The 24,069-nt window shown below is 45.5% G+C and carries 14 protein-coding genes and 1 tRNA gene; 9 read left to right on the top strand and 6 right to left on the bottom strand.

Annotated features, from left to right (window positions below; all coding sequences use genetic code 11):
• Positions 1-51: 51 nt before the first annotated feature.
• Together NQ518_RS07555 and NQ518_RS07550 are read left to right on the top strand one after the other, a co-directional pair.
• Entirely contained in the window at positions 52-1,239 is a 1,188-nt protein-coding gene (locus NQ518_RS07555) for a CobW family GTP-binding protein (protein WP_227205907.1), read from the top strand.
• A gap of 206 nt (positions 1,240-1,445) precedes the next feature.
• Positions 1,446-3,113, top strand: a complete 1,668-nt coding sequence (locus NQ518_RS07550) for a formate--tetrahydrofolate ligase (RefSeq protein ID WP_227205909.1) — start codon at positions 1,446-1,448, stop codon at positions 3,111-3,113.
• Positions 3,114-3,186: 73 nt separating this feature from the next.
• On the opposite strand, the gene NQ518_RS07545 is transcribed toward NQ518_RS07550, so the two are convergent.
• From NQ518_RS07545 to NQ518_RS07530, 4 genes are all read right to left on the bottom strand, one after another.
• Positions 3,187-3,259: transfer RNA gene (locus NQ518_RS07545), tRNA-Pro, on the bottom strand.
• A complete protein-coding gene (locus NQ518_RS07540; RefSeq protein WP_227960236.1) occupies positions 3,250-3,495 on the bottom strand; it encodes a hypothetical protein in 246 nt (81 codons plus the stop codon). Before NQ518_RS07540 ends, NQ518_RS07545 begins: the two co-directional genes overlap by 10 nt.
• 28 nt (positions 3,496-3,523) lie before the next feature.
• Positions 3,524-4,846, bottom strand: coding sequence for an McrC family protein (locus NQ518_RS07535; RefSeq protein ID WP_227205911.1), 1,323 nt, complete (start codon positions 4,844-4,846; stop codon positions 3,524-3,526).
• Positions 4,836-7,517: an McrB family protein gene (locus NQ518_RS07530; protein WP_227205913.1), complete on the bottom strand. Its 2,682-nt coding sequence runs from the start codon at positions 7,515-7,517 to the stop codon at positions 4,836-4,838. Before NQ518_RS07530 ends, NQ518_RS07535 begins: the two co-directional genes overlap by 11 nt.
• A 366-nt stretch (positions 7,518-7,883) precedes the next feature.
• On the opposite strand from NQ518_RS07530, the gene NQ518_RS07525 reads away from it, so the two are divergent.
• Positions 7,884-9,002, top strand: a complete 1,119-nt coding sequence (locus NQ518_RS07525; RefSeq protein WP_227205915.1) for an acyltransferase — start codon at positions 7,884-7,886, stop codon at positions 9,000-9,002.
• 422 nt (positions 9,003-9,424) lie between these two features.
• On the opposite strand, the gene NQ518_RS07520 is transcribed toward NQ518_RS07525, so the two are convergent.
• A complete protein-coding gene (locus NQ518_RS07520; RefSeq protein WP_227205917.1) occupies positions 9,425-10,765 on the bottom strand; it encodes a UDP-N-acetylmuramoyl-tripeptide--D-alanyl-D-alanine ligase in 1,341 nt (446 codons plus the stop codon).
• A gap of 276 nt (positions 10,766-11,041) precedes the next feature.
• On the opposite strand from NQ518_RS07520, the gene NQ518_RS07515 reads away from it, so the two are divergent.
• The 4 genes from NQ518_RS07515 to NQ518_RS07500 all read left to right on the top strand — a co-directional run bounded on the left by NQ518_RS07515 (position 11,042) and on the right by NQ518_RS07500 (position 17,519).
• Positions 11,042-12,343, top strand: a complete 1,302-nt coding sequence (locus NQ518_RS07515; RefSeq protein ID WP_374211082.1) for a hypothetical protein — start codon at positions 11,042-11,044, stop codon at positions 12,341-12,343.
• A 38-nt stretch (positions 12,344-12,381) separates the two neighbouring features.
• Positions 12,382-13,575, top strand: a complete 1,194-nt coding sequence (locus NQ518_RS07510; protein WP_227205919.1) for an imelysin family protein — start codon at positions 12,382-12,384, stop codon at positions 13,573-13,575.
• A gap of 105 nt (positions 13,576-13,680) precedes the next feature.
• Positions 13,681-15,279 carry a di-heme oxidoredictase family protein gene (locus NQ518_RS07505; RefSeq protein WP_227205921.1) on the top strand — a complete coding sequence of 533 codons (1,599 nt, stop codon included), beginning with the start codon at positions 13,681-13,683 and terminating at the stop codon, positions 15,277-15,279.
• A complete protein-coding gene (locus NQ518_RS07500) occupies positions 15,279-17,519 on the top strand; it encodes a cytochrome c biogenesis protein CcsA (protein WP_227205923.1) in 2,241 nt (746 codons plus the stop codon). The genes NQ518_RS07505 and NQ518_RS07500 overlap by 1 nt, the downstream gene beginning before the upstream one ends.
• A 322-nt stretch (positions 17,520-17,841) precedes the next feature.
• Here NQ518_RS07500 and NQ518_RS07495 read toward each other — a convergent pair whose 3' ends face one another.
• On the bottom strand, positions 17,842-19,818 hold the full coding sequence (locus NQ518_RS07495) for a KUP/HAK/KT family potassium transporter (RefSeq protein ID WP_004349028.1): 1,977 nt from the start codon (positions 19,816-19,818) through the stop codon (positions 17,842-17,844).
• 980 nt (positions 19,819-20,798) lie between these two features.
• On the opposite strand from NQ518_RS07495, the gene hemN reads away from it, so the two are divergent.
• Positions 20,799-22,169, top strand: coding sequence for an oxygen-independent coproporphyrinogen III oxidase (gene hemN, locus NQ518_RS07490; RefSeq protein WP_227205926.1), 1,371 nt, complete (start codon positions 20,799-20,801; stop codon positions 22,167-22,169).
• A gap of 56 nt (positions 22,170-22,225) precedes the next feature.
• Positions 22,226-23,632: a protoporphyrinogen oxidase gene (gene hemG / locus NQ518_RS07485; protein ID WP_050774845.1), complete on the top strand. Its 1,407-nt coding sequence runs from the start codon at positions 22,226-22,228 to the stop codon at positions 23,630-23,632.
• Positions 23,633-24,069: the final 437 nt, after the last annotated feature.

Genomic DNA, 24,069 nt, shown 5'->3' with positions numbered 1-24,069 from the left:
CTGTCCAACTTTTTTTATACCTTTGTGGCACAATCATAAACTGATTTAGAGATGAAAATACAAGAAATACCCGTCTTGTTGCTCACAGGTTACCTGGGAAGTGGCAAGACAACGCTGGTCAACCGAATCTTATCCAACACGAAAGGCATCAAGTTTGCCGTCATTGTTAACGACATCGGTGAGGTGAACATCGATGCCAGCCTCATTGAACAGGGTGGGGTGGTTGGACAGAAGGATGATAGTTTGGTGGCCTTGCAAAATGGTTGCATCTGCTGTACCCTGAAACTCGACCTGGTACAGCAGCTCAACGACATCGTGAGCATGGACAAATTCGACTACATTGTCATCGAGGCGAGTGGCATTTGTGAGCCAGCTCCCATCGCACAAACCATCTGTGCTTACCCCGAATTGTACCCACAGCTTGCCAAGAACGGCATTGCTAAGCTCGATTCCATCGTGACGGCGGTCGATGCTCTGCGCCTGCGGGATGAGTTTGGCGGTGGAAAGGATTTGCTGAAAGAGAATATTGGGGAAGATGATTTGGAACGTTTGGTCATCGAGCAAATTGAGTTCTGCAACACCATCATTATCAACAAGATTGCTGAGGTAACGCCTGAAGAGCTGACAAAGGTCAAGAAAATCATCCGTGCACTGCAACCCAAGGCAAACATCCTTGAGTGTAATTACGGCGATGTAGACCTCGATTTGATTCTTGGCACGGGCCAATTCAATTTTGAGGAGGTGGCTACGTCGGCCAGTTGGATAGCAGAATTGGAGGGTGATCATGACGAAGACGAACACGAACACCATCACCATCATCATCACGACCATCCCGAGGGCATTGAGAACGAGGAGAGTGGCGAAGCGCTGGAGTATAACATCCAAACCTTCGTCTACTATCGTCGGCCAGCCATGGATTTAGGACTGTTCGACGACTTCGTGGCGCGCCGTTGGCCCAAGAATGTCATTCGCAGCAAGGGTATTTGCTATTTCAATGACGAAAAAAATAAATGCTATGTCTTCGAGCAAGCCGGCAAGCAAGTGCAGATACGCGATGCCGGTCAGTGGTATGCCACCATGCCGGCCGACCAATTGGAGCAGATGAAAGCTCAAACACCGGCTTTGCGTCGCGATTGGGATGAAACGTATGGCGATCGCATGCAGAAGTTGGTTTTCATTGGTCAGAACCTCGATCAGGAAGCCATCACCAAGGAATTGGATGCTTGTCTGCGCGACTAAAATCGGCAAGGCTTTGTACTGAAACATCTTTCTTTACGAATAAAACAACATACCCATTAAGAGTTGACACCGCAAATGCCAACTCTTTTTTTTACCCTTTCTGTCTGTATATCATCAGATTTTTGCTGAAAACTTTGTCTATTGCATTTTTTTCCAGTACATTTGAAGGGCAAATCAATCTTTAACACTTACTACTATCAGAAAAAATGAAGTCAGATTCACAAATCGCACACGAAACAAAGCTACTGCCTATCGCTGAGATAGGCGCGAAAATCAACATTCCTCAAGAGGCTCTTGAACCTTATGGCAAGTACATGGCCAAAGTTCCATACACGCTCATCGACGAGGAAAAAGTAAAAAAAGCTAATCTCATCATGGTCACTTCCATCACGCCCACCAAGACAGGCAATGGCAAGACAACCGTCAGCGTGGGACTTGCCCTGGGCATGAACCGTCTTGGTAAGAAGGCGGTGGTAGCTCTTCGCGAGCCATCCCTTGGCCCTTGCTTCGGCATGAAGGGTGGAGCGGCTGGCGGAGGCTATGCGCAAGTGCTGCCTATGGAGAAAATCAATCTCCATTTCACCGGCGACTTCCATGCCATCACCTCTGCCAACAATATGATATCAGCGTTGCTCGACAACTACTGTTATCAAAATCAGGACCAGGGCTTCGCACTCAAAGAGGTGCTTTGGCGGCGAGTGTTGGATGTCAACGACCGTAACCTGCGCAACGTTGTCACAGGCTTGGGACATCGTACCGACGGCGTAGTCAATGAGTCAGGCTTTGACATCACGCCTGCCTCTGAAATCATGGCCATCCTCTGTTTGGCCAAAGATGAGGAAGATTTACAGCGTCGTGTAGAGAACATCCTCTTGGGTTTCACCTTTGAAGACAAGCCTTTCACCGTAAAGGATTTGGGCGTGGCTGGAGCCATCACGGCTCTTTTGCACGATGCCATCCATCCTAATCTGGTGCAGACCACCGAACACACGCCGGCATTCATCCACGGAGGCCCGTTTGCCAACATTGCACATGGCTGCAACAGCGTCATGGCCACCAAGATGGGAATGACGTTTGGCGATTATGTCATCACAGAGGCTGGATTCGGTGCCGACCTGGGTGCTGAGAAATTCATTGACATCAAGTGTCGCAAGGCCGGTCTGTCGCCTAAACTTACCGTGCTGGTGGTTACCGCACAGGCACTCAAGTTGCATGGCGGCATTGACGTTACGGAGATCAAGCAGCCGCATCCCGATGGCATTCGTCAAGGAATGGCCAACATGGATAAGCACATTGCCAACATGCAGTCCTTTGGCCAAACCGTCGTGGTGTGCATCAACCGCTTCCCCGATGATACCGATGAAGAACTGGCACTGGTACAGAAACATTGCCAAGAGCTGGGTGTAGGTTGTGCCGTCAATACGGCTTATACAGATGGTGGAAAGGGAGCTGAAGCCTTGGCACAACTGGTTGTCGACACCATTGATGAGCATCCGTCTGCCCCATTGAAGATGTTGTACAGCGATGACGAGTCCATTGAGGAAAAAGTGCGTAAGGTGGCTCAACGCATCTATGGTGCCGATGACGTTGTTATCAAGCCTGCTGCGAAGAAAAAACTGGCGCACATCGCCGCATTGGGCTTTACTCATTTCCCCGTTTGCATCGCCAAGACGCAGTATTCATTCTCCGAAGATGCCAAGGCATACGGCGTTCCCACCCATTTCAAAATCACCATTCGCGACTTTGTAATCAATGCTGGTGCCGAAATGATTGTGGCCATCGCTGGCAGCATCATGCGTATGCCTGGCTTGCCTAAGAGTCCGCAGGCCGAAAGGTTGTATGTTGAAAATGGCGTGATAGAGGGATTGTCGTAAGCAAAGGACTGACAAGAGCCTATAAAAACAAAAAAAGACGGCAGGTGAAAATACTCACTTGTCGTCTTTTTTGTCGGGATGAGGCGACTCGAACGCCCGACCCCTACGTCCCGAACGTAGTGCGCTACCAACTGCGCTACATCCCGATGCACTTTCTGTTGTTTGCTGTAAGTGGCAAACCGAAAAGCGTTTGCAAAGGTACATCATTTTTTGCAAACCGCAACAAAAAACCGTGTTTATTTGTTTTCGTCAACACAGGCACTTCAATGGATGCAGATTCAAAATTGAAATGCAAAACTTGTTGGTTTACTCTACTAAGGACACCCTCCCTTATCTCTGAAAAAAATATTTTCGCTTCTTTTGTATTTCCTAAAAATTGCATTTCTTAATTGAACTTATGATCTACGGTGTCAATGCAATGACTCAACGAATACACATTCCATTTCCTTCATATTCTCACAAAAGTCCATATAAGACGTGTCTGTCTTACTAATTTCAATGCCATATATTGATAGAGTGGCCGAGCTTCCTTTAAGATGTGAAGTCGGGATGTTCAACTGTTTCTGATTCAGTGGGGCAACAAATCCACCTTGGTCTACTTTCAGTGCCGTCATATATGCCATGACTTGATGGATGTCATCGCTATCTACCTTTGACACCTTGTCGTAACTACCTAGTAACTTGTACTTGGCATCAAGTACCATGTCATCTTTATAGAAGTCTGGATAGCGTATACCACTATGGTCATCAAAAAGATAGATACCACCTTTGTGCAGCTTGTTCTCAGGGTGTTTGAAATCGTAATCTCTCAAGATGGTATTGACATATTCTTCCCAAAGCCAAGCCCCATCAAACAGGATGCCACAAATGTCGTCATTGCTTTCACCATACTTCACCTCGTCCATTCTGAGAATCTGTAGACAGAGCATTTGTAACGGACGATACTCTGTAAAATAGGGATGAGCTTTCGCACGGAGATTTTTGTTGATGATACAGCCCCGTTCATTCTTATTATATAAAGGTGTGTGCTCAACGATAGCCTTCACGTTCTCAATTGTCTCACTGTCAACATTCAAGACTGACTGGCCATATCGTTTCGTTTTCATAAACTCAATGGTATGTCGAATCAACTCTGTCATATTATTATCATGGCTATACTCTCTTGTCGAGTAAGCAATGTTTCCAACGAATGGCACATTTTTGGCAATATGCTGTCCAATATCAATGGTTCCCTTTAGATTTGCATCGTTGTGTCTGAAGTTTTGGTATTCCCTATAAACGCCCTGTCGCATAGCTGCTTTCAGGAAGTATGGGAACATGAACATGATAAAGTCAAAGACATCTTCTTCTTCATTGTTGTGACTGAGGTCAAAGAGGTTAAACGACAATACTTTCTGAAGCATATAGTGCAGAAGGTAGTCATCTCGTCCCTTGTCAAATCTCGATTTTATCTTTATTTGGAGATTATCAACACCAATGAAGCCCATTACATTGCCCGTAGTGATTCGTACTTTGTCTGGATCATCGGTATTAAGTATGCTCATGATAGAAGACTCGCCAATCATGTCATCCGAAGTTTCGATGCTGTATGGAAAGATGAGAAGGTTCTCATTTTCCGCACATAGTTCTGCAATCGTCTTGCCAGCGATTGGGAACAATGCCGCCACGTTCTCTCTCAGAAACGTTCCGGCATCAGATTGTCCGATGTTGTTATCTGTCAGATTAATCCTCATCTATCAGTTCTGCCTTGTCAGCTATTATTTCTTCCTTTGTACCAAAGTATGTCCTACGGAATCTGTCAAGAATCTCGTTTGCCTTACGGAATCCACGTAAATATTCCTTCAGCAGCGGCTCGATGTTCATCTTCCACAACTTGCTAAAATCGCCTCCGTTTTCATTGAGTTTCAGAAAATAAGACGGGCCAATCATATATGCTGCTCCAAGCCCATCAGTTTCAGCAATGGCACTATTCAGTCTGTGCATGGCAGCCTTAGCCTTCTTCTCACACGGCATGGCGTCAAGCATAGACTCCGTGTCTGTTGGAGTTACTTCTTTCCATGTAAATCGTCTGCGCATGGCAAAGTCCATACTCTCCACAGAACGATCTATGTCGTTCATCGTTGCAAGTATGTAAACATTCTCCGGCACATAGAACCCCTTTGCAAACATATCCGACTCAGGTACAAGATTCTGGTATTGGGTCTGTACCAAATGTTCTTGTTTCCCTCTGTAGCCGGGATCTATGGCATAGAACAACTCTCCAAAAATCTTCGATACCTCGCCACGATTAATTTCGTCAATGATAAATACAAATGGCTTTCTATCTATCTTGTTTGCTTCCACCACAGGTGTCTTCTTCTGTTTCATTGCTCGAACAGCCTTTGTAATAGCAAAGGCATAAGAGTCTGGCTGGGTTCCAAATTTGCGGTTGAAATAATTTCGTATATCTCTAACAATATTTAGAGGAACACCGTTAGTAAGCAACTCTAGTATTTCATCTGCATTTACAGCAACCTGTGTCGTCTTTTCATTCTGTTCATTATAAATGACTATGGTGTGATCCCTCATTTCAGAAATGACGAACTCACTGCCATTGACGGTTTTAAACTTGTTGCCGTTTTCAATAGAATCTTCTACAAAACGGTCTAGCCTGTCCTTCCATGACATTTCCTTAGTCAGACTTTCTATACTCTTTTCAGAGTCAATCAAGTTCTTAATGGCTTCACGACAGAAGTCCTTAAAAATTCCATCTTTGCGCTCAAACCCCATCTGTCCATCGCTCTTCTCAATAGGACGCAAGCCTTCTACGAAGTCAGTATAATCATAAGAAGGATGGAACTGCACGAACTTTGTCACGGCTCCCATCTCTTCTGCTATTTCCTGTGCCATGTGTGTTTTACCTGTACCGGGAGCACCGGTCAAGACAAGATTATAGTTCTCGTTGAGAAGTTCTATGAACTCACTATACGTCTTTTGCTTTTCTTGGATGATATTTTCTCTTGGCATATCTTTGCTTGACATTAAACGGTTTACATAATCAATAACTTCTTTCAATTTACGATCAGATTTGTGAAGCGTTTTACGATATGAACCATAAAATGCCCCGTCAAAGTCTTTTTCATCCGTATTCATATAATCAACGGAACACCTACAGTATGTTGAACCACCTATTATATTTGTTTCAATATTACTTGTTACCATGCCTACTGCTTTTACTCGCATGAAAGGTTGGTCATGATGGCTACCCTTGGTGGAAGTTGATTTCAATATAATGATGTCTCCTTCCGATATCGTCTGCACAAGAGGAAGAAGTTTTTGGTCCGCAACGTTATGTTCATCATGCTTACTCTCCCATATTCCATCTTTTACAAACCTATCAAACTGAGATTTCGTACTACCAAATGAACAACCGGCAAGCCAATATGTTTTTTCTGGTTTGGATTTTCCAAAATAGTGAATACCCACACGCATGTAGAAATCATAGAAAGACTCGCGTTTCTCGTCATACTGTGAAACGATAAAATTGTTCATGTCTATTCGTGATTCAGGGTCGCCTTTGTACCCAAAACCCTTCGCAGCTGACTGTAGAAGATCCTTAGTAAACATATTAATAACCTTCTTGTCTGAGTAAAGGCAGGCTATTTTCCATTTAACCACATCACCGAAATCAACGTCCTCGACACCTTGTAAATCACCCTGAACGGCTTTTTCTGCTATCGTTGCAATCTTATCTCTAACAATATTGAAGGCTTCCGCACTTGTTTTACTGTTGTATTTAGCCTGCCAGCAGTATTTATCGTCATACTTTACTGGCATGCCTTCTTTAGGTGTTTGGTCAAACATATAGATCCCGAATTTCAGCGAACTACCACCCCAGATTGAACCAAGACAGTATGTTTCTGATTCCAGCCAATAGCAAAAAGAGTCTTTACGATTGAGGTTCGTATACTTTTCTATTGGCATAGAACGTAAGGATTCTACGGAAAAACGCTCAAGAAACATTTCCTTTAAATTGGCTTCGCTCTCCAGCTGCCTCTTGATTGCTTCAGTGAGGTCAGGTCTCAGCCGCCAAACGAAGTGATTTTTCTCATCATAATATCCATTCATGGAAATAATCCAGTATTGCATCTTATTATTTTGCATGACTGAAAAATCGCCTACAGTCTTCTGCACTGCACGGCCGAAGTTCATGATAAGCGCATTCAGTGATGATGCCTTGTCATTGAATTCCCGTGCTACATCAGAACATGATCCTTCATGATTTGGAGAATAATAGAATTTAAGTAAGGCAAACTTGTATTTTGCCCATAAATTATACTTATCAGAGAGGAGTGAGTCCCAGTCCAATTTTAAATCGGGAACCGTATACATTCCATCAACGAACGCTTCTTGATATATATTCATATTGACAGGTTGGCTATTATCTGATTAAATGCTTCTTACTTTCTGTTTTTCATCCTTTTTAAGTAAAAACGTTGCAGACGTATTAGATAGCTTTCTTATTTGGCGGCGAAGCGCATGATGGCGCAACTCACCAAAGGACAAAGATAAACAATTTCTGTGATGTACAAACTGAGGTTCAAGCAAAAAGTAAATCAATGGTCAATCATGAACTCAATGAGCCGTGTGCCAGACCAAGAAAAAAGTTGGAATTCAGAATACCACTTGAGTTTTATTACTTAAATTTGCAAACGTTGTTGCAGTTTGAAGTTGAATCTACCTGGTAAGAAAATGGAGATAAGCACACAGAACATTAACATTTCACATGATATGGTATCGCAGAAGCGTTTCATCAATTTCGATTTACTCAGAGTGGCTGCAATGTTTGGAATTGTGGTGCTACATTACTTCTCTCATGGTTTGTATTATCATTTTGGTATTTCCTCGGGAGGGACAATGGGTCTTTCTATGTCCTCGTGTAATTTCGTCGTGTCCGAAATAGTATATGAAATATGCCATATTGCTGTAAATTGTTATGTGATGATAACAGGTTATTTTATGATAACCAAATCTTTTAAGCTGAGTAGGTTGGCAGTATTATGGGTTGAGGTGTTGTTTTATGCTGTGAGTTTGTATGCGGTCTTATGTTGTATGGGCTTTCAAACTTTCCACGTAAAAGAGCTGATCAATGCAATCTTTCCTATCACTTTTAAGGAATATTGGTTTATGACCAATTATATGGGCTTGCTCATTTTCGCTCCTGTCTTGAACGTCTTCGTTCATCATGTTAGTCAAAGCAAATATTTGTTGACGTTAATAGGGTTAGGAGCAATAAGTTTAACATTATTAGTAAAGTTTCCTTTAGGTGACACTTTTGGTGGAGGTTATGGGTTCTTGTGGTTCATATTTTTGTATTTGGTTGCTGGTTATGTTAGACTATATGCAAAAACGACGAATCGATATGGCAGAAAAGCCATTGTCGCTGCGGTTATTACCTTTACATATCCTGCCTGGATGCACATATTTATACCTTTATTTTATGGTACTAATATGACGCCTTTTGGTTTTAGCTATAATGGTTTTGTGTTTTTTTTCTCGCTCTATGTTTTTCTTTGGGTTAGAGGTTTAACCATCAAAGAAAATGGTTTGACAAGATGCCTCGTTAAGATAGCTCCATATACGCTTGCGGTCTATCTGATCAGCGATAATGCGATGGTGCGGAAAATATTATGGCAGAAGATGTTCGTATGGCAAGGAATGCTGGATGATAGTTTGTTTATGTTCAAAATGTTAACGAGCTGCTTGATCATTTTCACAATATGTATAGGTATCGATTGGTGCAGAAAACAAATATTTGAATTAGTAGGAATAAATCACATCGTACGGTTGACATCTGAAAAGATAGAGAGCGTGATAAAACGTGCCGTTGTTACATTTGCTTCATCATAGTATGAAGACTTTAAACATGTGTGCATTTCTGAATGGTATTGTGTGGCGATGTATGAGTTAACTACGCGAATTGTTTACCATAGGGAAATGGTAAGAAATTCGCCAATTCGTATTTTTTGTTTATTTCGTTGTTGACTTCATCTATCCATGCCCATGAGAGGGCCGTTCCAATAGCATTGACTTTGACTGGCAAACGCAATGGGTTTGGGCGCCAATCTCAATGGGTTTGATGCCCAAAGTCAATGACTTTCCGACTCCGTGCGTGGCAAGGTGAAATGGGACATGATTATCATCACCTTTTTTGTCAAAATAAGTTGAGAGAAAAGAAAAACAAGGACGTGCGGTCGCAACGGTGGGACAGGGAATGTTTCGGAACGGTAAGTCCTTGCACATTCGTGTCCATTCGTTGCAAACGAATGCTTTTACAACAACTCGGGAAGCTGGAACAACTTGATGCCGTTGCTGCCTTTGATGAGGATGTAATAGTCTTGTGGTGGCTCTTGCCGCAGGGCTTCCTTCACGGCCTCTATGTCCTTGAACTTGCCAAGCGACGTGTTTGTGTGGCCAAATTCCTCGCCCACGAGCCACACCTTATCGAAGTTAAGTGTGGAGATGAGGTCAACAATCTTCTGGTGTTCAGCCATACTCACATCTCCCAGCTCGCGCATGTCGCCGAGGATGGCCATTTTTTTCGGCACGTCCATGCGTTGGAAGTTGGTCAGCGCGGCCTCCATGCTCGTTGGGTTGGCGTTGTAGGCATCTACGATGAGCTTGTTGTGGGCCGTTATCTGCAGCTGACTGCGGTTGTTGCTCGGCACATATCCGGCCAAGGCATGGTTAATTTGTTCGTCGGACACGCCGAAATGCAACCCAATGGTGATGGCGGCGAGCATGTTGTCGAGGTTGTAGGCGCCGATGAGCTGTGTCTGCACCTCGTGCCATCGTGTGTCCTCGCAGGACGAGGGGACAGCCGCTGTCTTGCGCCATCTAAACTTCAGGTAGGGCGCACAGCTCACTACCTCGCCTCGGATGCTGATGTCCGAGCGGTCGGTTTGTGCGTATCCCATGGCTTTGACGTTGGGGCAGTGGGTACGGAACATCTCTTTAAGGTACTCGTTGTCTTGGTTGATGAACACGAGGCCCTGCGGTTTGTGCTGCTGCATGTAATCGTAGAGTTCGGCCTTGGTGCGCATCACGCCCTCAAACGAGCCGAAGCCCTGCAGATGTGCACGCCCCACGTTGGTGATGAGGGCGTAGTCGGGTTCAGCCACTGTTACCAGTGATTGGATGTCACCGGGATGACTTGCACCCATTTCCACGACGGCTATCTCATGTTCGGGCTTCAAGCGCAAGAGCGTCTTGGGCACACCAATCTCGTTGTTGAAGTTGCCTTGTGTGTACCACACGTTGAACCGTTCGGCCAGCACCGTTGCCAACAGTTCTTTAGTGGTGGTCTTGCCATTGGTTCCGGTGATGCCAATGATGGGCGTAGCCAGTGTGCGGCGGTGATAGTTGGCCAACTGTTTCAACGTTTGCAGACAGTCTTCTACCAAGATATAGCGCTCGTCTTCTTGTATTTGGTATTCCTTTTGGTCAATCACAGCGTACGCGCATCCCTTTTCTAAGGCACTTTGTGCAAACTCATTTCCATTAAAGGAAGTTCCTTTCAAGGCAAAAAACATACTGCCTTTGGGGCAGTCGCGACTGTCGGTGGTTACCACTGGATGCTTTAAAAACAGTTTGTATAGTTCAGAAATATCCATACCTTCTTTTTTATGAGCGATCAATGATCGTTCTGTTTCAATTGCAAAGGTAATTGAAATCACATTGTTGACAAAATATTTTCTTTCGTCTTAGAAATCTCCTCATCATTTATGAGGATGAAATTAAATGGGGATTGAGCTTCGTGGGGTGATGAGATAATGCAAAATCACTATTTTTGGGTATTGTATAAAGTTCAGATTTAGGATAATTTTGCAATCGCCAAAGAATATTTTATAATACGGCTGAATAATTAGTTAAAATTATATATTGTTAATATGGAAAAGCGAATAGCCTATATTTTTACATTGGTATGCACCCTGTTATGCTTCTCGGGTATGGCAAAAGCACAGGGATGTGCAAAAGATAGTACGAGATGCTGCAAAAAAAGCAGACTGTCATTAGGTGGCTACGGAGAAGCCGTGATGAGCAGAATGTTTTATTCCGACAATATCAACCGCTACAGCAAGGCAGAAAAGTACAAGAATGCTAAAAGCCGTGGACAAGCAGACTTGCCTCACGTTGTGGTGATGTTGGGATACGACTTTGGCAAGGGCTGGACTATGAACTCAGAGATTGAGTTTGAACATGGCGGCACCGAGAGTGCCATGGAAATGGAAGATGAAGAGTTTGGCGAATGGGAAGGCGAGATTGAACGCGGTGGCGAAGTGGCACTGGAACAGTTTTGGATTCAGAAATCGTTCTGTCCCGAATTGAACATACGCGCTGGTCACGATGTGGTTCCCGTTGGATATACCAATGCACATCATCTACCAACCGAGTTTTTCACTGTTTATAGACCAGAAGGAGAAAACCAAATTTTACCCTGCACTTGGCATCAAACGGGCGTTTCGGTTTGGGGACGTTGGAAGTTTCTGCGTTATCAAGCCATGTTCCTGCCAGGTCTGAACTCACTCTTGTTCAGCAAAGACCAGTGGATTAAGAATGGATCGGCAAGTGCTTTTGAATTCACACCAGCCAACAAATATGCCACAGCGGTTCGCCTTGACTTTTATCCGTTGAAAGGACTGCGCATAGGCCTTAGCGGATATTATGGCGAATCGTTCAACAATACCTTGCAGAGCGATGAGCGCGGTAAATATAAAGATGTGAAAGGTGCTGTCACTATTGGAACGATTGACATGAGTTACACAGGTCATGGTTGGCGCATTCTCGGAGGTTTTGATTATGGACATCTGGGTGATGCCGACATTATCTCAACCTACAATCGCTCACAGAGCTCAACCTCTCCATACAAACGTACGCTCGTTGGCAACCGCGCACATGCCGCAAGTATTCAGGCAGGGTACGATGTGTTGCGCTTCTTCCCGTGCATGAGAAGTGAGAAACAACAGCTGTTCGTCTTCGGAGCATACGAGAACTACGATGCCTATCATCCCGTAGCTGGAAACAGCGACTATGAATGGACCGACAGAAACCGCATCGCCTTTGGCTTCAATTACCATCCAACGAAGCAAATTGTTGTGAAAGGAGAATATAGCAACCGCTTCCTGAAAAGCAAGTTTAATAACGAGCCGAGCATTTCGCTGGGTATAGCCTATGCGGGATTTTTCCTATAGTCTTTACAATATAACACTAACAATAAAAAACAAAAAGAATGAAAAAATTATCGAACTTCTGTTTCGTTGCAATTCTCAGTCTGTTTTTCTCAATGTCATTTACGGCATGCTCTGACGACAACGGGGATGATACGAAAAAAGATGAGCTGAAAAAACAGGAAGAACGCGACAAGGCGTACGCTGAAATCGTAGACGCCTTCATCCACAAAACTGTTGTGCCAACTTATGAGAAGATGGCCTTAAAATCGTCTGAATTGGTAAAAGACCTGCGAGAATACCGCAAGAACCAGACTCAGGCAAACCTTGACAAGGCATGTGAAGACTTCCTCGCATCGCGTATGTGGTGGGAACGCAGTGAAGCTTTCTTGTTTGGCGCTGCCTCCGACTTCGGTATCGACCCACACATTGACTCTTGGCCGCTCGACCTTCCTGCACTGGAGAAGTATCTTGCAACGGCAACCAACATTGAAGACCTTGATGGCGACGATTATGACATCGCCGCACGCACAAAACTTGGTCAGGAGTTGTTGGGCTATCATGGAGTGGAGTACATTCTTTTCGAAAACGGAAAACCACGCGAGGCAGGTAAGATAAAAGACGAATATCTCGTGTATGCCATTGCTGTGGCTGGCGATCTCCGCAACAGTTGCTGGCAGCTCCTCACTTCATGGGCTGGAGAGAAATATGCTTCCAAACTGGATGCTGCACAAGTGAAACACATCACAGAAGATGTTGAGCTTGGTATCACCGTTGGTGGAGGAGAACATTCTTACGGAGAGAACATTCTGCTTGCTGGTCAACCAGGTTCACTGTACCGCTCATGGGTTGCCGCTCTACAGGAAATTGTGTCGGGATGCAATAGTATCTGTGACGAGGTTGGCACATCGAAGATTGGATCAGCGCACACCGGCGAGGACGTTTCATACATAGAGTCGCCATACAGCCAAATGTCCATTCATGACTTCCACAACAATATCATCTCTGTCGAGAACGTTTATTATGGTGGTATTGAGGGTAATCGTGGTGCCTCCATCCATAATTATATGGCAAAGCACAACAAGGAAATGGACATGAAAGTGACGGCAGCTATTACGAAAGCACAAACAGCCATCAAGAACATGAAAGCTCCATTTGTGGATAACTATAAAGATGCAAGTTGCAAAGCAGCTATGGATGCTTGCAAGGAACTTGATGAGACGCTCAGTGAACTGAAGACTGAGTTGAAGAAATAACAGCGTGAACACCGGTTATCAAGGTGCGACGTATTCGAGTTTCAGGTGGCTAAACCGCCTGAAACTCATCCGCATTTTTAGTCAACATGTTAAAACAAAAAGATTATGAAACATCACACAATCACCACAAAACAAGTACTTTCGGTAGCTGCCATGGCATTTGTATGTGTGTCGGTCATATCTTGTAAGGACAAAGATATCAACGACAACGGCAGTGGTACTGAGAGTAAGGAATTGGCGGACGAATGGTATGCTGGAGGAAAACTCGGCACAACATTCAATGCCACTGCAAGTGCGTACGAGGATCCCACACCCGCTATCGAAGAGGCAGGACTGGAATATCAGTTCAAAATGGGTGAATACTTCTTTGAACGCCCATACAACTCAAGCACACGTCCTTTCAACGGAAGAGGACCATTATATTCGCGTCCCTCATGTGAAAGCTGTCACTGCGGTTATGGACACGGATGGCGGATTACAAAGTTCGATCCAAAACAATGGGGTAATGCCACAGAGTTGGAAATATTCGGCGATGACGGTGAACTACTGTCCTTCTTCAGTCCCAAGTTCCAGGGCATGCCTCCATTCAAGTCGTATCTCGACCCAGCAAAAGTTCAAATTACATGGAAGGAATATACCGACGACTGGGGGAACGTATTCCCAGACGGAGAGCGATACAGCCTGATATATCCTGACGTGAAAATACCAGAGGATGCCTATTATGTGAAACCGTCACACAACGGAAAACCCGTAAGTGTAAGCGATATTCACATACGACTCAAGAACGCCATTCCTTTCTTTGGCAACGGACTGATAGGAGCCATTGATGCCGACAGTCTGTTGAAGCAGTGGCAGCGCGAAGAAGCGCATGCGAAATTGGATCCATCAAGATTTAAGAACGGACAATGGACTGCCATTGACTCTATTACAATGGAACCTTTCCGCTTCGGTCATTTCCTTGACCTAAGTACATTTACTTGGGATGTGCAGCACTGGGCAAACTTTAATGTAACGAGGCGTGGACACACCACAATTAATGTGACCAAGGAGTATGCGCTAACCGCAAGCAAAGATCCTGATATTCAGAAAGTGTTCTATCAATATTTCCCTGAATGGAAAAAAACGGGCAACCCAGAAAAGGACATATATAACTATTTCACAAGTGACAAGCATCCAATTGAAATGGAAGACAACGATTACCTGAACTATATGGTATGGCTCAGGGGATTGGCTGTTCCTGCGGCACGTAACATGGATTCCCCAATCGTGCAACGCGGCAAGAAGCTCTTCAACGAAATAGGTTGTGCAACGTGTCACCGTCCCATGTGGATTACAGGCAATGACCAGTTCTCCTATCCTGGCGACCTTAACATCAAACCCAACGACCCACGTCTGCCACATTATCCCAAACAAAAGATATGGCCTTACACCGATTTAGTTTCGCATAGGCTGTACATGAAGAACGATGTTCGCAAAGGATGGATACGTACACCGCCATTGTGGGGCAAAGGACTTATGAAAGTATGTACTGGTCACGATGACCGACTGTACGATGCGAGAGCAAGAAATGTCATAGAGGCAATTATGTGGCATGGATGTTCAAAAGAAGGTGGCGTTTCGCATGCACGATGGACAACAGAGAAGTTCCGCAAACTGAACAAGGACGACCGCCATGCGATAGTCAAATTTATTGAATCTATCTAATGAAGAAACGACTAACGAATATTTCTTTCGGGCTGCTGTCATTGACTATTATAGTCTTGGCGGCAGCCTCGTTCATGGATAAGAGGTACGGCACACAACTAACACACAAGTACATCTATGGCTCGTGGGCTTTCGCTGTACTGTGGATGATGCTTGCCATATCGTCCCTGTTTGCCATTCTGCGATACTGGCATGCGGTGATGCGGCATTCGCTCATCTTTCTGCATGTTTCTTTCGCAGTGATACTCTTAGGCGCAGGCCTGACCTTCCTGACGGGTAAACAAGGTGATATATATCTCAACAACGGACAACCAGCAGACTCATTCATTACAAAAGACGGCAAACAACAGCGCCTTCCTTTCAATATGAAACTTTGCAAATTCAACATTGAGTACTATGCGGGTACGGATTCGCCCATGGACTTTGTCAGTCATGTTGCCTTTAGTGACGGAGACGAGCAGCAGGTGTCCATGAACAACATTGCGAAAAAACAATACTATCGTTTTTATCAAAGCGGTTATGACACGGAGAGCGGCTGGGTGCATCTATCCGTTTCATACGATCCGCTGGGCATCACGGTAACATACTGCGGATACGTCATGCTGCTACTGAGCATCATTGCATTCCTTGCAGATCCACGTGGTGGATTCCGAAGGACGATTAGACAGGTTATGAAGAAGGAGAGCGTCAAGGCAAAGGCGGTAGTGCTGGCTTTGCTGCTACTTGTACCCATGAAGATGCTATCCTCCAGTAACATCCCAGTTCCTAAAACATTGCCAGCAGCGTTGGCAGAACGCTTTGGCGACCTCTATGCTTACCACTGTGGGCGCATCTGCCCCATGCAGACAATGGCAAGAGATCTAACTATTAAACTGTATGGCAGTGACAGCTACCGAGGATACACCGCCGAACAGGTACTCGTGGGATGGCTATTATACCCCACAGACTGGGTGGAACAGCCCATGATTAAGGTAAGTGGAGGAAGTGTACGAAAGGCATTGAACGCAAATGGAAGGTATGTCTCATGGATGGACTACACCAGTGATACACAAGGTTTCAAACTTTCATCTCTGATAGAGCAGATGAACAAAGGCTCGCTCAGCAATAGCGAAGCACGGGATGTTGCGGCAGCGTACGAAAAATATAATATCATTGCGTCACTCATGTCAGGACAAGCCGTAAGAATGTTCCCTGTGAAAGAGGCAGGTAGTTTAAGGTGGATGGCACAAGGCGACCAACTTCCAGAAGGACTTGAACAAGATGAGTGGCTCTTCATCAAGCGCTCCACTGACTATGTGATGGAGCTTGCACTTGCACAAGACAACACAGGAGTGGAAAAAGTCCTCCAAAAAATACGCGAATATCAACAAAAAAAAGCAGGAACAGTATTGCCTTCCGACAGCAGGTTCAAGGCTGAAAAGATATATAATTCACTCCAGTTCTCTTTTCCCATGGCAATATTGCTTATCGCGGCAGGCATACTGTTCTATATCATGACCGCAAGAAATCTGTTACGCAATAAGCCACAACAACGCTCTCTCAAGCTATGCGGCGCCATGTTGCTTGCCCTGTCCGCCTGTTTCCTACTTGTGGTGATTGCGCTGAGGGGATATGTGGGAGGACACATGCCCTTGTCAAATGGCTTCGAGACCATGCAATTCATGGCGCTTTGCATGCTTGTCATTGCATTGCCACTTGGCAAACGCATACCGTTCTTTCTCCCTTTCGGACTCATGGCAGCTGGTCTTGCCCTGATGGTGTCCATGCTTGGCGAGCGTAATCCACAAATTACAACGTTGATGCCCGTGCTTGCTTCACCACTGCTCAGCATACACGTCATTTTGGTCATGCTCTCCTATTCCCTCTTTGCGTTCTTGTTTTTCAATGGTGTCACGGCACTCATCATGAACCGAATGGGAAGTAGCACTGCTATCCTCAACCGATTGACTGATATAAGTCGCATCATGTTGTATCCAGCAGTCTTCTTGTTGGCTATAGGAATATTCACTGGTGCCGTGTGGGCGAATGTTTCGTGGGGGCGATACTGGGGATGGGACCCCAAAGAAACATGGGCATTGATTACGATGCTGGTTTATTCCTTGACGTTCCACGAACAGTCATTGCCAGCGTTTCGCCGTCCAATATTCTTGCATGTCTATATCGTATTGGCTTTCTTGACGGTACTGATGACTTATTTTGGTGTGAATTACGTGCTGGGTGGGATGCACAGCTATGCTTAAGGCTGGTTCTATAAATTACCACCGCACATAGTCATTAAATGTTTATGAAATACGTTTTGTTATCTTTTGGCTTCTTTTTATATAAAACAGGCTGCGCCTCAACAATTCAAACATGTTTGATTGCATTCGGCTTGCTCCGTTTTTGGTTCAAAATGTAAGTTCGTTCGGTCGTGTAGCTCGCTACACTCCTTCACTCTCTTGCATTTTGACCTCAAAAATAAGCTCAAAATCTAACAAAGCTAATTTATAGAACCAGCCTTAACAAATTTGTTTATGAACATTCACTCTTCGCGCTTCTTCGTACAACTGCCTTTTAGCCATGTCATTCAGCGTCAGCGTTGTTGTCAATTCGGCGGATGGCACGTTGGCGATGAGGCTTCACCACCAATGGCACATTTTCGATGAATACGTTACTTGTATCAAGCCCTAACGCATGTGTCATGCTTAGTTTTATGTGCGAAATGAGCGAATATAATCCCATGATAATGCGTTCTTTCTGGGAGAAGTGATTGAGAGCTGCATAAATTCGATTAATGATGACAAAGGTAAAATTGGCAGGAATGTGATGCTTCCTGAGCGATGGATAGCTGCTGTCGATTGTAAACTCTTTGCGAGCCACTAACTCCTCTATAATTTGCCGAAAATAAAGATTCACCAAGGGTTGTATGCGAAATCCTAAATTCAAATTGATGCGATAGAGCGTATCAGGGATAAGAGTGGTAAACTCATATTCAAGCGTTGAAGGCTCATCCTGATAATTGATGTGCAATAATATATAGTGGTCGGCTCGAACAGGATGCTTGTTGATGATAGAATATAGAATTTTTTGTTCTATTTCGTAGGTTCCAGAAAGCTTGCTAAGATAGACCATGTTTGTGGTAAACTTAGCAATAGAAGTATCTTTCTTTATATCAGAAATAACGTCATACCAATCTCTTACATCACGTACGTCAACCTGTTGTCCCCGAATAAGGCGCGCATTGTACCATACATACATCACAGAGAACATGACACCAGCCATGAGCATCGTTACCCATCCGCCATGAACAAACTTGAACATGTTGGCAATAAAGAAAATCCCTTCAATCCCTACAAAAAAGACGACAAAGGGCAGAATAAACAAGGGTGACACCCTACACTTATGTAAATAGGCAAAAAGCAGGAAGGTGGTCATGAGCATCGTTATAGTAATGGCTAAGCCGTAGGCAGCCTCCATATTTTCTGAGTTTTGGAAAAACAGAATAACGAGAACGCAAAGCACATAGAGTGCCATATTTACAAAAGGTACATACAGTTGACCTTTAACGTCGGTAGTGTATTTTATCTTCTGTCTGGGCCAAAACTTCAAATTCATTGCCTCACTGAAAATAGTGAACGAACCACTAATAAGAGCTTGACTGGCAATGACGGCAGCAATTGTCGCCATGACAATGCCAAAAAACAGAAAACTGTGGGGCATGATAGCGTAGAAAGGGTTGATACCAGGAACAAGACTATCAGGATGACTGATAATCCACGCACCTTGTCCTAAGTAGTTGAGGATGAGCATCAATTTAACAAACGCCCAACTCACACGTATGTTTTGTGCGCCACAATGACCAAGGTCGGAATAAAGAGCCTCAGCTCCCGTAGTACACAGGAAAACAGCGCCAAGAATGAGGAACCACTTAGGGTCGTGCACTAATAGTTCTATCGCATAATATGGATTGAATGCCTTGAGTATGGGCAGGAAGTCAGCGATGTGACCAATGCCAAGCACCCCCATCATGGCAAACCATACGAACATAAGGGGTCCAAAAAACCGACCAATGGCATTGGTTCCAAACTGTTGTATGGCAAACAACACCGTAATGATGCAAAGACAAATGGGTACAGTAGGCGTACTGGGTTCGTAAACCTTCAATCCCTCAATGGCAGACAGCACCGTAATCGATGGTGTAATAACGCCATCAGCAACCAACGTACTCGCCCCGATGATAGCCAACAGGTAAAGCCATTTTGGACTATGTCGCCTGATAAGCGCATAAAGAGCCAAGATGCCACCTTCGCCTTTGTTGTCGGCACGAAGCGCAATAAGCACGTATTTAACCGTGGTCTGTAACGTCAACGTCCAAATAATACAAGATACAGCACCTATGATATATTGGGCATTGATAACACTACCAGCCGTAACAATTGCCTTCATGACATACAGTGGCGAAGTACCAATGTCGCCAAAAACAATACCTAACGTTACGACAACACCTATGAAACTCAAACCACTATGCGTCACACGCTTGTCATCAGGAGAAAGTACCATATAGAATACGACTTAGTTCTACATCAAAATTTGGCTGCAAATATACTAAAAAAACAGAACCAACAAATTTTTGTCATTTTAATTTTCACGATTTTCACACCTATTACAAGCTTTTGCAAGTTCGGTGGCACGCTGCATCGAAGGCTCATCCATGCTGAATTTACCTTACAATGTGCCTCTCATATTTTGCGTGTAGACAACCACCGGCATAGTTGGTCGTAAAAACGCTAAAAATGAGCCGTGTTCATAATTTATTGTTATTGAATATATTACGCAAAATTATTCTCTTTTTATTCCTGTTTTTACCACTTCTTGTCGGCAAAAGCATTGAGATAAGCATCGAATATGCATGCTTTGATGTTGCTATAGCATGTGAATAACCCCTCTAAAAGGTGTTTCCAAGTGCGTTAAGTCAATGTTCCAGCTTTAAAATCCGTCTTTTTTGTTAAAATCAACCCATTTTTGTAGAGTGCTTGCCTATTGATTTTTTCTATTTCGAAGATTTTAGATGATTGTTTTATGGTAAAATTACAGAACAAAAAAACAACGGATTCCTTCACATAGGATGCTTTCATTGAAGGGTAATTGTTGTTACAAAAAATGAAAGCCAATAAAGTAAACCAGACTAAGCACGCACCATTCATTGATCCACAAACAAGGTAATTGGTTTCGTTAGAATTAGATTTGTTATTGAAAAAAGCCATCGTTCAATAACGAACGTCCTGCTGTCCGCACGTAAGATACAAATATCCTCATAAGATAGGATACATGATATTCACAGAAAAATTGTAACTTTGCATGCAGACAGATGAATACTACTCACACTGCGCATGTCATTCTTTTTCGCCTTTGCTCAAGCCATGTAGCCATGCTGGCAGAGGTGGAAGTTCTAATGCCAAAGTTTCCGTGTGCCGGAAGGCCTGTGCGGACATGGTGCTTTTGGAAATGAAGCGAGGCGTAAGTGATAATCTTTTCTCACGATGAATCAGCAATTACTAAACAAATACAATATTCCCGTGCCGCGATACACCAGCTATCCACCGGCCAACTATTTCCACGAATTTACAGAACGCGAATATCTTGCTGCCGTCGACGCGTCCAATCATCAAACGCGCCAGCCGCTGGTGTCGTTCTATCTGCACATTCCGTTTTGCAGGCATCTGTGTCATTACTGCGGCTGCAACTCTTACCCCATGGCGGACGATGTGGTGATAGGCCACTATGTGGACGCTTTGCATCGGGAAATCGACTTGGTGGCTGCACGGATTGACACGGCTACACGGCAGATCTCACAGATACACTATGGCGGCGGAAGTCCCACGGCACTGTCCATCCATTACCTGCAGGAGCTGAACGAGCACCTGTTGTCACTGATGCCGGCCATAGAGAATCCCGAGATAGCCATCGAATGCCATCCCGGCTATCTCACGGCCAGCAACTGGGAGGAATTAGGCAGATGTGGCTTTACGCGCTACAGCTTAGGCGTACAGGACTTCGACCTGCGCGTGCTGAAGGCCGTTAACCGCAGGCCGCCCTTGATGCCTATAAGCGAAATCATGGACATGTTGCGCGCCCAGGGTGCGACCATCAACATGGATTTGCTGTTCGGGCTGCCACTTCAAACACCCGAGTCGTTCGCGCAGGCCGCCCAGCAAGCGGCAGCCCTGCATCCCGATCGCGTGGTGACGTTCAGCTATGGACATGTGCCATGGGTGCATAAAAGGCAATTGGTACTCGAGAAGCTGGGCTTGCCCAAGGATGCCGACAAGCAGGAGATGTACCGGAAAGCCGCGGATGTCTTTCATGCCGCCGGCTATCGCAGCATTGGCATGGATCATTTTGTGCTGCCTACCGACGAACTGAGTATCGCATTGGACACCAGGCAGCTGCACCGCAACTTCCAAGGATATTGCACGCGCCGCACCACAGGGCAGGTCTATGCCTTCGGCGTAACGGCCATCAGTCAGCTGGAAACGGCCTATGCGCAAAACGGGCGTGACATCCAAGCCTATATAGACACTATACGACAGGGCAAGTTGTACACCCGGCGTGGCTACCAACTCACGAGGCAGGAGCAAATCGTGCGCGAGGTCATTGCGCAGATGATGTGCAACTACCATCTTTCCTGGTCTGAGATAGCTGGGCGTATCGGCATCACGCCGGCCGAGGTGAAGGCCGCCACCAACTACGACGAGGCTAAGTTGCGCGAAATGGAGGCCGACGGACTGATACTGCTTAGCGATGATGTTGTGGCCATGACCAGCATAGGCTCGCCATTCGTACGGAATGTAGTGGCCACTCTCGACCCGCTGATGCAACACACCGACAAGAAATTTTCAAAGCCAGTATAGGCTAAAATATAGAAAAGATGATGCCATTAGAAGATATTCAAGGGCAACAAGGTACCATGGCTGTGGCCGACCAACCGTCTGCCTTGTCCACGGAAACACCAGAACCCGTTGACGTTTGCGTGATTGGCGCCGGAATCACCGGCCTCACCACAGCCTTCCACCTGATAAAAAAAGGACGTAGCGTGCGTGTGGTGGAGAAGGCCAGCCGCATTGGAGGACAAATCCACACGCACCAGGTAGGCGATTTTGTGATGGAGAGCGGCCCCAACACAGGGGCAATCTCCTATCCGGAGATTGTCGAACTGTTCAACGCGCTGGACGGTGACTGCCAGTTGGAGACGGCGCGCGCATCTTCCAAGCGCCGTTTGATATGGAAGGGCGACCGCTTCCGAGAGCTGCCGTCCGGACTGATTGGCGGACTGCGCACGCCCTTGTTCACCTGGCACGACAAGTTTCGCATCCTGGGTGAGCCGTTCCGTGCCAAAGGAACCAATCCTGATGAATCGGTTGGCGAGCTGGCTGCGCGACGATTAGGGAGGTCGTATCTTGATTATGCCGTGGATCCTTTCGTGTCGGGTGTCTATGCGGGCAACCCCATGACGCTCGTTACCCGTTATGCCTTGCCTAAGCTGTACAATCTGGAGCAAACGTACGGGGGATTCATCCGTGGTGCCATGGCCAAGGCCAGGGAGCCTAAGAGTGACCGCGACCGACTGGCTACCAAGCAGGTGTTCTCGGCTAAAGGCGGTCTGGAGCATCTGGTACAGGCCTTGGGCGCGGCCATTGGGCCGGAGCATATCACTACCGGGGCCAATGGCGTACAAGTTTTTCCTGATGCTAATGGGTATGAGGTGAGATATACTACGGCAGACGGCATGGAACATCGCATTGCTTGCCGCAAGGTGGTGACCACATGTGGCGCTTATGCCTTGCCCGCCCTCCTGCCATTCGTGGATGAAAGGCTCATGAAAGATGTCAACAACCTGTTCTACGCACCCATCGTGCAGGTAGGCGTGGGCATCAGGAACACCGGCGGAAGGCAGTATCAAGCGTTTGGCGGTCTGGTTCCTTCGTGTGAACGGCAGCAAGTGTTGGGCATCCTCTTCCCATCGGCTTGCTTTGAGGAGCGCGCGCCAGAGCACGGGGCAGTGTTCTCATTCTTCTTAGGAGGAGTGAGACACCAGGAGTTTATAAGTAAGACTGATGATGAGTTGACAGACATTGTCGATGATGCCTTGCACCGGATGCTACAATTGCCAAAGCATATTCAACCCGACGCGCTTCGTATATTCCGCCACCATCGGGCCATTCCTCAATACGAGGTGACCAGTGGGGCGCGCTTCGCGGCAATTGACAAAGTGGAGCAACGCTACCCTGGCCTTGTCCTGGCAGGAAACCTCAAGGGAGGCATCGGCATGGCAGACCGCATTCGGCAGGCTGTGGCCGTTGCCAAAAACATATAATCCTAAAGTGAATATGAGAAGGGTTACACTGAAGACATATCTTAATCCTTAATTCCGCAACACTATTATAAAATAAACTTTTTAAGTACCTGAGCAACAAAAAGTTGCTCGGGATTTTGCCATGTCAGAATTTTCACTTATCTTAGTGTTGCAAAAAAACAAGAGAATCCGACGATAGACATGGTGAAGATACAAATTAAATCTGAGAGACTCACTCCTTTTGGGGGATTATTTTCAATCATGGAGCAATTTGACTCCACACGTCAATCTTCATCGTACCGCCGTGATCGTTGCCGGCACCATTGTGACTGTTCCTCAGACGTTTGTTGTATTCCTTCTCTATCCTGTCCTAGGGAAGGTGGTCGGCCAGCTTGACCCAACGGTTGGATTTGCTCAATCCCGAAAGTGACTCCTGAAGTTCAAACAGGTCGTGACTG

This window comes from Hoylesella buccalis ATCC 35310 (genome assembly GCF_025151385.1).
In the GTDB taxonomy this organism is placed as follows: Bacteria; Bacteroidota; Bacteroidia; order Bacteroidales; family Bacteroidaceae; genus Prevotella; species Prevotella buccalis.
Note: the sequence above shows the minus strand (reverse complement) of the source record. Positions and strands in the feature narration are given on the sequence as shown.